Consider the following 13,560-nt stretch of genomic DNA (forward strand, 5'->3'; position numbering starts at 1 on the left):
CGCAAAAAACGAAAAAGGCGCACCCGGCGCCTTTTTCATCACGACAAACCGAACGCGCTCAGTGCGCCTTCTGCTCCGGCTGACGCAGGCGAATGTGCAACTCGCGCAACTGGCGTTCGTCGACTTCGCTCGGCGCTTGCGTGAGCAGATCTTGCGCACGCTGCGTCTTCGGGAAGGCGATGGTGTCGCGGATCGAATCGGCGCCGGACATCAGCGTGACGATACGGTCCAGGCCGAACGCGATGCCGCCGTGCGGCGGCGCGCCGTACTGCAGCGCGTCGAGCAGGAAGCCGAACTTCAGACGCGCTTCTTCCGCGCCGATCTTGAGCGCGCGGAACACCTTGCTCTGCACGTCTTCCTGGAAGATACGCACCGAACCGCCGCCGATTTCCCAGCCGTTCAGCACCATGTCGTATGCCTTCGCGAGGCAGCGGGCCGGATCGGTTTCGAGGTATTCGAGGTGCTCGTCCTTCGGGCTCGTGAACGGATGATGCGCGGCCACGAAGCGGTTTTCGTCTTCGTCGTATTCGAACATCGGGAAGTCGATGACCCACAGCGGCTTCCAGCCGGTTTCGAGCAGACCGTTCGCCTTGCCGAACTCCGAATGACCGATCTTCAGACGCAGCGCGCCGAGGCTGTCGTTGACGACCTTCGCGCGATCCGCCGCGAAGAAGATGATGTCGCCGTCTTCCGCCGCCGTGCGCTCGAGAATCGCCGCGATCGCCGCGTCATGCAGGTTCTTGACGATCGGGCTTTGCAGGCCGTCGCGACCCTTGGTCTTGTCGTTGACCTTGATCCACGCGAGGCCCTTCGCGCCATAGATGCGCACGAATTCCGTATAACCGTCGATGTCGCCACGCGAGAGCTCGCCGCCCTTCGGCACGCGCAACGCAGCCACGCGGCCGTCCTTCGAATTCGCCGGCATGCTGAACACCTTGAAGTCGACGTCCTTCACGGCATCCGTGAGATCGGCGAATTCGAGCTTCACGCGCAGGTCGGGCTTGTCCGAACCGAAGCGGCGCATGGCTTCCGAGTACAGCATGACCGGGAATTTCGCGGGCAGTTCGACGTCCATCGTCTCCTTGAAGACGTGCTGGATCATCGCTTCGAACAGATCGCGAATTTCCTGTTCGGTCAGGAACGAGGTTTCGCAGTCGATCTGCGTGAATTCCGGCTGACGGTCGGCGCGCAGGTCTTCGTCGCGGAAGCACTTGGTGATCTGGTAGTAACGGTCGAAGTTCGCGACCATCAAAAGCTGCTTGAAAAGCTGCGGCGATTGCGGCAGCGCGAAGAACTGGCCCGCGTTCACGCGCGACGGCACGAGGTAATCGCGCGCGCCTTCCGGCGTGCTCTTGGTGAGCATCGGCGTTTCGATGTCGATGAAGCCTTGCGCGTCGAGATATTTGCGCACTTCCATCGCGACGCGATAGCGCAGGCGCAGATTCTTTTGCATCTGCGGACGGCGCAGGTCGAGCACGCGATGCGTGAGGCGCGTGGTTTCGGAGAGGTTGTCGTCGTCGAGCTGGAACGGCGGCGTCACCGACGCGTTCAGCACGTTCAGCTCATGGCACAGCACTTCGATCTTGCCGCTCGTCAGATTGGCGTTGATGGTGCCTTCGGGACGATTGCGCACGACGCCCTTCACCTGCACGCAGAACTCGTTGCGCACGCCTTCGGCCACCTTGAACATCTCGGCGCGGTCCGGGTCGCAGACGACCTGAACGAGCCCTTCGCGATCGCGCAAGTCGATGAAGATAACGCCACCGTGATCGCGGCGGCGATGCACCCAGCCGCACAGCGAGACGGTTTCGCCCAGACGGGCCTCGGTCACCAGACCGCAGTATTCAGATCGCATCGACATGATGTTGTGTCTTTCGTTGTTCGTTGATCAACGGCTCGCGCGTTCGGGTCTCGCTCTTTCTTCGGCAGACTCTCGAATGCGCGCGCCGGCATTACATCGGCGGCTCGGTGGGGCGGCGGGCGGGCGCAACCGATGCCGGCGCGCTCGGCGCGGGAGCCACCACGCCCATCGAGACGATGTACTTCAGTGCGGCGTCGACGGTCATGTCCAGTTCGACGACTTCGCTTTTCGGCATCATCAGGAAAAAGCCGGACGTCGGATTCGGCGTCGTCGGCACGTAGACGCTCACGTGATCTTCGTCGAGATGATTCAGCACGTCGCCGCCCGGGATGCCCGTCAGAAAACCGATGGTGTACGAGCCCTTGCGCGGGTATTCGATTAATAGCGCTTTTCTGAAGGCGTTGCCGCTCGAAGACAGCAACGTGTCCGACACCTGTTTCACGCTGGTGTAAAGCGGCCCGACCACCGGGATATGACGCAGGATCGCGTCCCACCATTTCACGAGCTTCTGGCCGACGAAATTCTGCGTCAGCAATCCGACGATGAAAATGAACGCGAGCGTGAGCACCGCGCCCACGCCCGGCAGATGAAACCCGACGACGCGCTCGGGCTGCCACGACTGCGGCAGGAGGAGCAGCGTCTGGTCCATCGTCCCGATGACGAGGCCCAGCACCCACAACGTGATGGCGAGCGGCACCAGCACGAGCAGGCCGGTGAGGAACACGGATTTCAGCGTAGTCTTTTTCGTCGTCATTTACACGGGGCGAAGGCTGCGCCGGCTCTCGGCTGCATGGGAGATTCGGCTTGGGCGGGCCGCGCTGGTTTCACGCGCGGTCGGCGATGGCATCTGCAGCATCTGCAATATGCGGCCGGACGAGCCGGCCGTCTTGCGCTTCAGGCGGCGCCCGACGAGGCGGACGCGCCCGTGGCGGGCTTGGCTGCCTCCGGCGAGGACGTGCTTGCCGGCGCCGCGCTGTCGCCGCTATTCGAGCTGGCGGGGCTGGCGGAACTGGAAGAAGCCTCGTCCGATTTCGCTGCCGGCGCGTTCGACGCGTTGCTCGCATCTTTCGATGCGCTGTTGCCGCCACGGAAATCGGTGACATACCAGCCCGAACCCTTCAATTGGAATCCGGCGGCGGTCACTTGCTTCGAAAACGTGTCCTTTCCGCAGGCAGGACATTGCGTGAGCGGCGCATCGCTCAGTTTTCGAAGCACGTCTTTTTCGTGGCCGCAGTCTGCGCAGCGGTACGCGTAAATCGGCATGGCACTCTTCCTACAATTATCTGTCGACGCTTGCAAAGCCTTGAATTATAGCCGCAAACCAATATTGACCCGCGATTTTCGGGATTCCCGACGCAAGTTTGATCGCGGATTATTTCAGGGCGCAGTCGGCGAATTTCAAGCCGCGCCGGTCAAATTCGCCGCCAGGTCATCCAGCGTTCGCGGCCAGCGAAGACGGGTAGCGAGCCGCTCACCTCGCGGTCATCGACGAGTTCGAAGCGCGACGACAGCAACGCGTCCAGTTCGTCGCGCGCGATGCCGAACGGCGGTCCTTTCGGCGTCGATCCGATAAAAAAGAAGCCCGCGAGCAGCGCGCCCGGCTTGAGGATCGCCGCCATGCGGTCGGCGTAGTCCTGCCAGCGGCTTTTCGGCAATGCACAGAGAAACGCGCGCTCATACACCCAGCCGGGCGCAAAAGGCGGTTCGTAGGTGAAAAAATCCGCCTCTTCGACGATACCCGCGTGCGCACCCAGTTGCGCGCGCGCCACCTCGACCGCGCCCGCCGCGAAATCGATCGCGCGGACCGGCCAGCCGCGTTCGGCCAGATAAAGCGCTTCGTAAGCGCTGCCGCAGCCGGGAATGAGAACGTTCAGCGGTTGCCGCCCGGCGACGAAAGTCTTGAACATCTCCGGCACGCCGGCCTGATCCCACGGTGTGAATCGATGCTCGAAGCGCTCGTCCCAGAACCCCGGCGAATTCGGATCGCGGTTCTCGAAATCGGGCACGTCGGGATTCGTCGGATCACTCATGGTGCGGATGTCCTCAGGGATGAACGAACCACCACTGCGCGATCACGACGCCCACGCCCGCAATGGCGACGAGGCCGCCGACGAGCAGCGTCACGAGCAGACGGTTCGTGCGTTTCTGCTCGGCGAGCAAAAGACGCATGAGTTCGTCGCTGCCGCTTTTCGGCGCGTCGTGGTGCTCAGCCAGAATGTGGTGAATGAGCCGCGGCAACTGCGGAATGGTCTTGCTCCATTGCGGCGCTTCCATTTGCAGTCGCTCGTACCAGCCGCGCCAGCCGATCTGCTCGTTCATCCAGCGCTCGAGATAAGGCTTGGCCGTTTTCCAGAGATCGAGTTCCGGGTCGAGCGAGCGCCCGAGCCCTTCGACGTTGAGCATCGTCTTTTGCAGCAGCACGAGCTGGGGCTGAATCTCGACGTTGAAGCGGCGCGACGTCGAAAAAAGGCGCATCAGCACTTGCCCGAGCGAAATGTCTTTCAGCGCGCGATCGAAGTACGGTTCGCAGACGGCGCGAATGGAGCTTTCCAGTTCCTCGACGCGCGTGCTCGGCGGCACCCAGCCGGATTCGAGGTGCAGCGTCGCGACGCGATGATAGTCACGCTTGAAGAACGCGAGAAAGTTCTGCGCGAGGTAGTTTTTATCGAAGTCCGACAGCGCCCCGACGATCCCGAAATCCAGCGCGATATACCGCCCGAACGTCGCCGGATCGAGGCTGACCTGAATGTTGCCGGGGTGCATGTCGGCGTGGAAAAAGCCGTCGCGAAACACCTGCGTGAAGAAAATCTCGACGCCTTCGCGCGCGAGCTTCGGAATATCGACGCCGGCCGCGCGCAAGGTATCGACCTGGCTGATCGGCACGCCGACCATGCGTTCCATGACGAGCACCGTCGGCGCGGACAGATCCCAGTACATTTCCGGCACGAGCAGCAGATCGAGCCCCTGAAAATTGCGGCGCAACTGGCTGCCGTTGGCGGCCTCGCGCATCAAGTCGAGCTCGTCGTGCAGATACTTGTCGAATTCGGCGACCACTTCACGCGGCTTCAGACGCCGGCCGTCCGCCCACAAGCGCTCGGCCCAGATCGCGATATCGCGCAGCAGCGCCAGATCGGAATCGATCACCGGCAGCATGCCCGGGCGCAGCACCTTCACCGCGACGGGCTTGCCCGCATGCTCGCCGGTCTTGATCTTCGCGAAATGCACCTGCGCGATCGAGGCGCTCGCCACCGGCACGCGCTCGAAATCGTCGAACAGGACGTCGATCGGCGCGCCGAGCGATTTTTCGATGATCGACACGGCCACCGCGGAATCGAACGGCGGCACGCGATCCTGGAGCTTCGCGAGTTCGTCGGCGATATCGACGGGCAACAGGTCGCGCCGCGTCGACAGCACCTGGCCGAACTTCACGAAAATCGGGCCGAGACTTTCCAGCGCGAGCCTGAGCCGAATGCCGCGCTCGATGTTGAAGCTGCGGCCGAACGTCGTGATGCGCATGAGAAAGCGCACACGGCGATCGTCGATGCCGCTCATCACGAGCTCGTCGAGCCCGAAGCGGACGATCGTGAAAAAAATCTTGAGGAAACGCAGAAAACGCATGTTCGGGTTCGCTTCAGCTCGTTATTTGTGCGAGTCGCGCACGGACTCGCCACCGGTTCGCGCTGAAGCGCCGCGACCCGGTCTTGATTGATCAGCGTTTTGCTCGATTCGCTCGATGCGCTTTTCGACACGCGCCAGCGCATCGCGCGCCTTCGACAGTTCGGCGTTGAACGCGTCGAGCGCGCTCTTGCGCACGAGTTGCGGACGCTCGTCGAGGAAATATTCGGTGAATGTGTCCAGCAGATTACGGCCGGTGCGCTGCGCCTGCTCCTGCACCGCGCGCGCGATGAGCCCGACGCGATGCGCGGGCGCGTCCCCGATCACGCGTGCAAGGTCTTCCTCCGGGTCCCAGCGCAGATGTTCGGCCAGCTTGGCAAGCGTGGTCGCGAATTCGGCGTCGCCCTCGATGCGAACGTGCTTCATCACGGCCGCCTGACCGCCTTGCAAAAACGCGGGCAGCGCGTCGAGCGGCACGGCGATGGTGACGTCGAACTCGCCGGCTTCCGCGGCGGTGGTCGCGGCGAAAAGTCCCTCGGGTTGCACCACGAGCGCGATCGAAACCGGCGTGCACGACAGCTTGACGCGCTTGCCGGCGTACGGCTTCACGCGTTCACGAGCCCACGGCTCGCGCACGAGCAGATGATTCACGGCGGCCGCGAACCCACTGGACGCGGTCTTCAAGGCGGGATTTGCTGCGGAACGGGCGGATTCGTCTGCGTTCGTCATCGGCTATGAGATGAAAAAACCCGCGCGAGAAGCTCGCGCGGGTTTCTATTCTAACGCCGCAGCCGACGATCACACTGACGGTTGCCGGCTGCTGGCCATTCGACCAGGGGCGGGACGCCGGAGCCTTGCACTCCGGCGCGCGGCCACGCTCAACTGACTTGCTGAATACCCGCCAGCAGCCAGCCTTCGTTGCCCGCCTTCTGCTTCGACAGGTTCCAGACCTCGACGAACGGTTCCGCCGCCGCACCTTCCGACTCGCGGATCAGGCCGTGGAAGCGCACGCTCGCGAGATACTCGGCCGGGCGATCCTCGACGCCGAGGACATCGGCGTTGAGTTGCACCACGTCCGTGCGATTCGGCGCGCTGCCGCGTGCGTCGACGTCGAGCTTCACTTCGGCGAACATTTCGGGCGTCGTGAACTCGCGGATGTCGTTGACGTTGCCGCGGTCCCACGCGTCCTGCAGCCGCACGAAGTAGACCTTCGCGTTACGCACGAACGCCTCGGTGTCGAAGCCCGCCGGCACGTTCGCCGGAACGGCCGGTTGCGCCGCGGACTCGATGTAGTTCGCGCCGAAACCCGTAGGCTGCTGCGGCACCTGAGGCGGGTCCTGATTCAGGCTCGTGCGCGCGGTCGCGCCGTACGGCGAGGCCGAGCCCGCGCCGGCATAGGCGGGCGTGTTGCTGGCCTGGTTGCCCTGACGCCTGCGCATGATGAAGCGGAACAGCATGACGGCCGCCAGCACGATCAACGCGATCATGATCATGTTGGCCATCGCGCCGGCGAACGCCTCGCCGAGCCCGAAGTGCGACAGCAGCGCCGCGATGCCCAGGCCCGCGGCGAGACCGGCGATCGGCCCGAGCCAGCGGTTGCGCGCGGGTTGCGCCGCGGCCGGGGTGGCCGGCGCGGGCTGCGCGCGCTGGGCCTGCGCGGCCTGTCCCGGCTGACCCTGCTGCATGGACTGCGACGGCGGCGTCGCCTGATGCTGCTGCGTCGCCGTGGCCGACTGACGGCCCATGCTGCGGCCGCCGCCCATGCGCTTGGCTTCCGCCGTTTCCGCGAAGATTGCGCCAGCCGCAATAACGCCAGCCAGCGCCAAGATTCCGGCCTTCCTGAAGAAGATGTTCAGGAAACCCCGGGATTGGGGTTTGCGCGAATCGAACATATCGAATCCTTTGAAGAGTGGAACACTAAAATTTGGTCCCGACGTGTAACGCTACCACGCCACCTGACAAATTGTAATATTCGACTCGATCCAGGCCCGCTTGTTCCATCATCGTTTTTAAAGTTTCCTGGTCCGGGTGCATGCGGATGGACTCGGCAAGGTACCGGTAGCTCTCCGCATCTTTGGCTACTTTTTCGCCAAGCCACGGCAAAATCTTGAAACTGTAGATATCGTACGGCTTCTTCAGCGGTTCCCACACTTTTGAGAATTCCAGCACCAGCAGCTTGCCGCCCGGCTTGATGACGCGCGTCATTTCGGCCAGCGCGCCGTCCTTGTGGGTCATGTTGCGCAAACCGAAGGCAACCGTAACCACATTGAAATAATTGTCCGGGAACGGAATCTTCTCGGCGTCGCATAGCAGCGTGGGCGTCAGCACGCCTTTGTCGATCAGCCGGTCGCGGCCCACGCGCAGCATCGATTCGTTGATGTCCGTGTGCCACACCTCGCCGGTCTCGCCCGCCTGCTTGGCGAAGGCCATGGCCAGGTCGCCCGTGCCGCCCGCGATGTCCAGCACCTTGTAGCCCGGCCGCACCTTGGCCTGCCCGATCGTGAAGTGCTTCCAGATCCGATGCAGTCCGCCGGACATCAGGTCGTTCATCAAGTCGTAGTTGCTCGCGACGGAGTGGAACACGCCCGCCACTTTCTTCGCCTTGTCCTGCTCGTCGACCGTTTCGTATCCGAAGTGGGTCTTGCTCATCGCGCTTCTTCCTCGCCTGTTTTGTTCGTTCTAGTGTGCGCAATCATCGCGCCGGCTGTGCGGCGTTATGCCGCATCGATATTGTTGGATGCTCAGTGGCAATGCCCGCCGCCGGACGGCTTCGCGGCCATCGGCGTATCGCGGTCCACGCCCGCGGCTTGCAGCTTCGCCAGATACTCGCTCCACAACGCGTCCTGACGCGTCGCCAGGTCGTGAAGGATGTCCCAAGAATAGATGCCGGTATTGTGACCGTCAGAAAAATTGAGTTGCAACGCGTAATGCCCGACCGGATCGATGCCGATGATCGTCACTTCGCGCTTGCCGGTTTGCAGCGTTTCCTGTCCCGGCCCGTGCCCCTGCACTTCCGCCGACGGCGAATAGACGCGCAGCAACTCGAACGGCACGCGATACGACGTGTCGCCGTATTGCAGTTCGAGCACACGGGATTTCGAATGCACGACGACGCCGGTGGGAATCGGCGTCGTGGAGGTGAGTCCGCTCATGATGGAATGGTCTTAGTGAGTGCCGAACGCCTGGTTCAGCTCGTTGCGCACCTGTTCGCGCAAAAGCGTGGCCTGCGCGCGCCGCTTCGAGAGCTGCGACTCGGAGACCGTGCGCTGGCGCGGCGCCCAGATCGGCAGAGGAAAGCGGGAATCGTTGGAAAAACGCGGAATGACGTGCCAGTGAACGTGCGGCACCTGATTGCCGAGGCTCGCCAGATTGATCTTCTCGGGCACGAGCACGCGGCGCATCGCGCGCTCGACGCCGTTGACGGCGGTCATCACGCGCGCGCGGTCGCCGTCCGCCATATCGGACATTTCGGCGACGTGCGCGCGCCAGATCACACGGCAAAAGCCCGGCCAGTCGGGCTCGTCGGCGAGGACGACGCGCAATGCGTCGTCCGACCACAGCACTTCGCCGCCGTCTTCACGGCAAAACACACAGTCCATCTCGTACCTCTAGCGAATCAAACCTCGATTTCGCTATTACACCAGCACGCGCTCGATACCGCCATTGTTCGCGCGTTCGACGTACTGTTCCATCCAGTTTTCGCCGAGCACCTTGCGGGCGATTTCCACGACGATATAGTCCGCCTCGACGTTGGCGTCCTCGTTGTAGCGCGAGAGGCCTTGCAGGCAGGACGGGCAGCTCGTCAGGATTTTCACGTCGGCGCCATTGGTCTGAGGACCGTCGCCGGCCTTCAGCACGGAACCGGGCTGTGCGCCCGCCGCACCCGCCGACGCGTTCGCGAGATTGATCGCGTTCGCGCCCGCTTCCGCGACGAGCGGAATGCCGCGCAGCTTGGCCGCGCCCTTGCGGATCTCTTCTTCCTTGCGGAAGCGCACCTGCGTCGAGATATCCGGACGCGTCACCGCGAGCGTGCCCGATTCGCCGCAGCAGCGATCGTTCTTCTCGATCTTGTAGCCGTCGTTTTCCGAACCCATCAGCTGATTGACGAGCTTGACCGGGTCCATCGTCTTGATCGGCGAGTGGCACGGGTCGTGATACATGTAGCGCGTGCCCTTCACGCCTTCGAGCCTGATGTTCTTTTCCAGCAGGAACTCGTGAATGTCGATGATCCGGCAGCCCGGAAAGATCTTCTCGAATTCGTAGCCCGCGAGCTGGTCGTAGCACGTGCCGCACGACACGACCACGGTCTTGATATCGAGATAGTTCAACGTATTCGCGACGCGGTGGAACAGCACGCGATTGTCCGTGACGATCTGCTCGGCCTTGTCGTACTGGCCCGAGCCGCGCTGCGGGTAGCCGCAACACAGATAGCCCGGCGGCAGCACGGTCTGCACGCCCGCTTCCCAGAGCATGGCTTGCGTCGCGAGTCCGACTTGCGAGAACAGGCGCTCCGAGCCGCAGCCGGGGAAATAGAACACGGCTTCCGAATCGACGGTGGTCGTCTGCGGATTGCGGATGATCGGGACGATCTTGTTGTCCTCGATATCCAGCAGCGCGCGCGCCGTCTTCTTCGGCAGATTGCCCGGCATCTTCTTGTTGACGAAGTGAATGACCTGCGTCACGACCGGCGGTTTGCCGACCGTCGCGGGCGGTTTCGCCGTCTGCTTCTTCACGACCTTCTTCAGCAATTCGTTGCCCAGACGCTGCGCCTTGTAGCCGACGCCCATCATCGCGGTGCGCGCGAGGTTGATCGTCTGCGGATTCGTCGCGTTGAGGAAGAACATGCCGGCCGCGTTGCCCGCGTTGAACTTCTTCTTGCCCATCTTGCGCAAGAGATTGCGCATGTTCATCGTGACGTCGCCGAAATCGATCTTCACCGGGCACGGCGTCACGCACTTGTGGCAGACCGTGCAGTGATCGGCGACGTCGTTGAATTCGTCCCAATGTTTGATGGACACGCCGCGGCGCGTCTGCTCCTCGTACAGGAACGCTTCGACCAGCAGCGACGTGGCGAGAATCTTGTTGCGCGGGCTGTACAGCAAATTCGCGCGCGGCACGTGCGTGGCGCACACCGGCTTGCACTTGCCGCAGCGCAGGCAGTCCTTGATGGAATCGGAAATCGCGCCGATATCCGACTGCTGCATGATGATCGACTCGTAGCCCATCAGGCCGAACGACGGCGTGTACGCGTTGCGCAGGTCCGCGCCATCGAACAGCTTGCCCTTGTTGAAGCGCCCGTGCGGATCGACGCGCTGCTTGTACGCGCGGAAATCGCCGATTTCCTCTTCCGTCAGAAACTCCAGCTTCGTGATGCCGATGCCGTGCTCGCCCGAGATCACGCCATCGAGCGAACGCGCGAGCTTCATGATGCGCGCGACCGCGTGATGCGCGTCCTGGAGCATCTCGTAGTTATCGGAGTTGACGGGGATGTTCGTGTGCACGTTGCCATCGCCCGCGTGCATGTGCAGCGCGACGAACACGCGGCCGCGCAGCACTTGCTTGTGGATGGCCTGCGCCTCGTCGAGGATCGGCTTGAACTCGCCGCCGTTGAAGATCTGACGCAGTTCCGCGCGAATTTCCTGCTTCCACGAAATGCGCACGGTGCGGTCCTGCGCAACGTGAAACACGTTGGCGTCCGGCTGCACGTCGACGCGATCCGCGAATTTCTCCGCCAGCGCTTCGTAGCCGAGATTCACGAGATAGTGCTGCGCCTCGCGCAAGGACATGTCGAGCTTGTCGCCGACGAAAGTCCAGCGCTCGCGCACGCGCTTCAACAAATCGAGCGCCTGCGTCACGCGGTCTTCGAGCAGTTCCGCGCTCGGAATTTCGTTGGCGTCGTCGGTCTTGCCGAGCGGCAGCTTGCCGGTGCGGAAAAACGCTTCGAGCGCATCGACCAGTTGCAGCTTGTTCTTGATCGACAACTCGATGTTGATGCGCTCGATGCCGTCCGTGTATTCGCCCATGCGATCGAGCGGAATCACGACGTCTTCGTTGATCTTGAACGCGTTCGTGTGCTTGGCGATGGCCGCCGTGCGCGAGCGGTCGAGCCAGAAACGCTTGCGCGCCTCGGCGTTCACCGCGACGAAGCCTTCGCCGCTCTTGCCGTTCGCCATGCGCACGACTTCCGATGTGGCCGAGGCGACGGCATCGGCGTCATTGCCGACGATATCGCCGATCAGCACCATCTTCGGGAACGCGTTGCGCTTGCTTTTCGTCGCATAGCCGACCGCGCGCAGATAGCGCTCGTCGAGGTGTTCGAGACCGGCGAGGATCGCGCCGCCCTGCTTCGACGTCTCGAACAGATAGTCCTTGATCTCGACGATGCTCGGAATCGCGTCGCGCGCCTGGCCGAAGAATTCGAGGCAGACGGTGCGCGTGTGCGCGGGCATCTTGTGCAGAATCCAGCGCGCGGACGTGATGAGGCCGTCGCAGCCTTCCTTCTGCACGCCGGGCAGACCGGCGAGGAATTTGTCGGTGACGTCTTTCCCGAGGCCTTCCTTGCGGAACGTGCGGCCCGCGATGTCGAGCGTTTCGGTGCGCAGGAGCTTCTCGCCCGGCGGACGATTGCCGTCGAACCAGTCGAGCCGGAAGCGCGCCACTTCGACGTCGTGAATCTTGCCGCAGTTGTGATCCAGACGCGTGACTTCGAGCCAGTTGCCTTCGGGATCGACCATGCGCCACCACGCGAGATTGTCGAGCGCCGTGCCCCACAACACCGCTTTCTTGCCACCCGCGTTCATCGCGACATTGCCGCCGACGCACGATGCATCGAGCGAAGTCGGATCGACGGCGAACACGAAGCCCGCCTGCTCCGCGGCTTCGGTGACGCGCCGTGTGACCACGCCCGCGCCCGAGAAAATCGTCGCGACCTTGTGATCGACGCCCGGCAGATCCGTCATTTCGACCGGACCGAGCTGTTCGAGCTTTTCCGTGTTGATGACGGCCGAGAACGGCGTGAGCGGAATCGCGCCGCCGGTGTAGCCGGTGCCGCCGCCGCGCGGGATCACGGTCAGGCCGAGTTCGAAGCACGCCTTGATCAGGCCGGCGATTTCGGCTTCGCTGTCGGGCGTCAGCACGACGAACGGATATTCGACGCGCCAGTCCGTGGCGTCCGTGACGTGCGCGACGCGCGAGAGACCGTCGAACTTGATGTTGTCCTTCTGCGTTTCCTTGCCCAGCACGCGCGATGCGCGGCGGCGCAAGTCGGACATGTGGCCGAATTCGGCGGCGAAGTCGTCGACGGCGCGGCGTGCTGCGGCGATCAGCAATTGCACGCGCCCGGCGCGCTCGCGGCTGCCGGCTTCGTCGCTGTGCGCGGAAAGATCGGCGCTGCGGCGTTTCTCGATTTCGGCGAGACGGTGATTCAGTGCTTCGACGAGAAGCGCGCGGCGCTTCGGATTGTCGAGCAGGTCGTCCTGCAGATAAGGATTGCGGCGCACGACCCAGATATCGCCGAGCACTTCATACAGCATGCGCGCCGAGCGGCCCGTGCGGCGCTCGTTGCGCAGTTCGTCGAGCACGGCCCAGGCTTCGTCGCCCAGAAGCCGCATGACGATTTCGCGATCGGAAAACGACGTGTAGTTATAGGGAATTTCGCGCAGACGGGGCTCGTTATCGAGCGCCAAGGCGGCATGGGCGCCGTTCGGATCGAAGGCTTGAGGTGCGTTCATGTTCGACGGTTCGGTGTGCCGGCCTTCGCGCTTCGAAAAGCGGAAATGCCGGCGATGCGCGTGGGGGCGCAAATTTTCGAATGAGACTTATCTTGGCGAAGGCCGCCGGGGCTCATCACGGCGCCTTCGGTGTGCCCTGGATCAACGCCACGATCGCGCGTGGCGCGCATGCTTTTCCGCCGCGGGATGCAACCCGCGGGAAACATGCGCCAGAAAATCGATCCGAAGCTGCCGGTGCATCTGCCGATCCTGATTGCTGATTCGTAAAAGGAAATTCTAACCCATCGCGATGGCGCGCGTCGGCGGACGCTAGCAGCCAGAAGGGGCTTTTGCGTGCATATTCGCGACGCGTTC

The 13,560-nt window shown here is 63.1% G+C and carries 11 protein-coding genes; all 11 read right to left on the bottom strand.

The annotated features are described in order from the left end of the window. Positions 1-58 precede the first annotated feature (58 nt). Positions 59-1,861 carry an aspartate--tRNA ligase gene (gene aspS, locus AWB70_RS01015; protein ID WP_053567402.1) on the bottom strand — a complete coding sequence of 601 codons (1,803 nt, stop codon included), beginning with the start codon at positions 1,859-1,861 and terminating at the stop codon, positions 59-61. A gap of 91 nt (positions 1,862-1,952) precedes the next feature. Continuing rightward, a complete protein-coding gene (locus AWB70_RS01020) occupies positions 1,953-2,615 on the bottom strand; it encodes a DUF502 domain-containing protein (protein ID WP_014190379.1) in 663 nt (220 codons plus the stop codon). A gap of 140 nt (positions 2,616-2,755) precedes the next feature. Further along, complete coding sequence (locus tag AWB70_RS01025; protein WP_075644195.1) at positions 2,756-3,124, bottom strand: FmdB family zinc ribbon protein; 369 nt, start codon at positions 3,122-3,124, stop codon at positions 2,756-2,758. A 149-nt stretch (positions 3,125-3,273) separates the two neighbouring features. Then, on the bottom strand, positions 3,274-3,891 hold the full coding sequence (locus AWB70_RS01030; protein ID WP_053567400.1) for a methyltransferase domain-containing protein: 618 nt from the start codon (positions 3,889-3,891) through the stop codon (positions 3,274-3,276). A gap of 13 nt (positions 3,892-3,904) precedes the next feature. Next, the gene (gene ubiB / locus AWB70_RS01035) at positions 3,905-5,479 is read right to left on the bottom strand and encodes a ubiquinone biosynthesis regulatory protein kinase UbiB (RefSeq protein ID WP_014190376.1); all 1,575 of its coding nucleotides are present in this window, start codon (positions 5,477-5,479) and stop codon (positions 3,905-3,907) included. A 21-nt stretch (positions 5,480-5,500) separates the two neighbouring features. Beyond that, positions 5,501-6,160: a ubiquinone biosynthesis accessory factor UbiJ gene (locus AWB70_RS01040; RefSeq protein WP_087086218.1), complete on the bottom strand. Its 660-nt coding sequence runs from the start codon at positions 6,158-6,160 to the stop codon at positions 5,501-5,503. A 194-nt stretch (positions 6,161-6,354) separates the two neighbouring features. After that, a complete protein-coding gene (locus tag AWB70_RS01045; protein WP_053567398.1) occupies positions 6,355-7,368 on the bottom strand; it encodes a Tim44 domain-containing protein in 1,014 nt (337 codons plus the stop codon). A gap of 25 nt (positions 7,369-7,393) precedes the next feature. Further along, positions 7,394-8,125 (bottom strand): bifunctional demethylmenaquinone methyltransferase/2-methoxy-6-polyprenyl-1,4-benzoquinol methylase UbiE, encoded by a 732-nt coding sequence (gene ubiE, locus AWB70_RS01050; protein WP_053567397.1) that lies wholly within the window; start codon positions 8,123-8,125, stop codon positions 7,394-7,396. A gap of 92 nt (positions 8,126-8,217) precedes the next feature. Then, entirely contained in the window at positions 8,218-8,628 is a 411-nt protein-coding gene (locus tag AWB70_RS01055; RefSeq protein ID WP_014190372.1) for a gamma-butyrobetaine hydroxylase family protein, read from the bottom strand. A gap of 12 nt (positions 8,629-8,640) precedes the next feature. Further along, on the bottom strand, positions 8,641-9,075 hold the full coding sequence (locus AWB70_RS01060; protein WP_014190371.1) for an HIT family protein: 435 nt from the start codon (positions 9,073-9,075) through the stop codon (positions 8,641-8,643). A 36-nt stretch (positions 9,076-9,111) separates the two neighbouring features. Further along, positions 9,112-13,206 (bottom strand): DUF3683 domain-containing protein, encoded by a 4,095-nt coding sequence (locus AWB70_RS01065; RefSeq protein ID WP_053567597.1) that lies wholly within the window; start codon positions 13,204-13,206, stop codon positions 9,112-9,114. Between the last annotated feature and the right edge of the window lie 354 nt (positions 13,207-13,560).

The organism is Caballeronia cordobensis, from assembly GCF_001544575.2.
Lineage (GTDB): Bacteria > Pseudomonadota > Gammaproteobacteria > Burkholderiales > Burkholderiaceae > Caballeronia > Caballeronia cordobensis.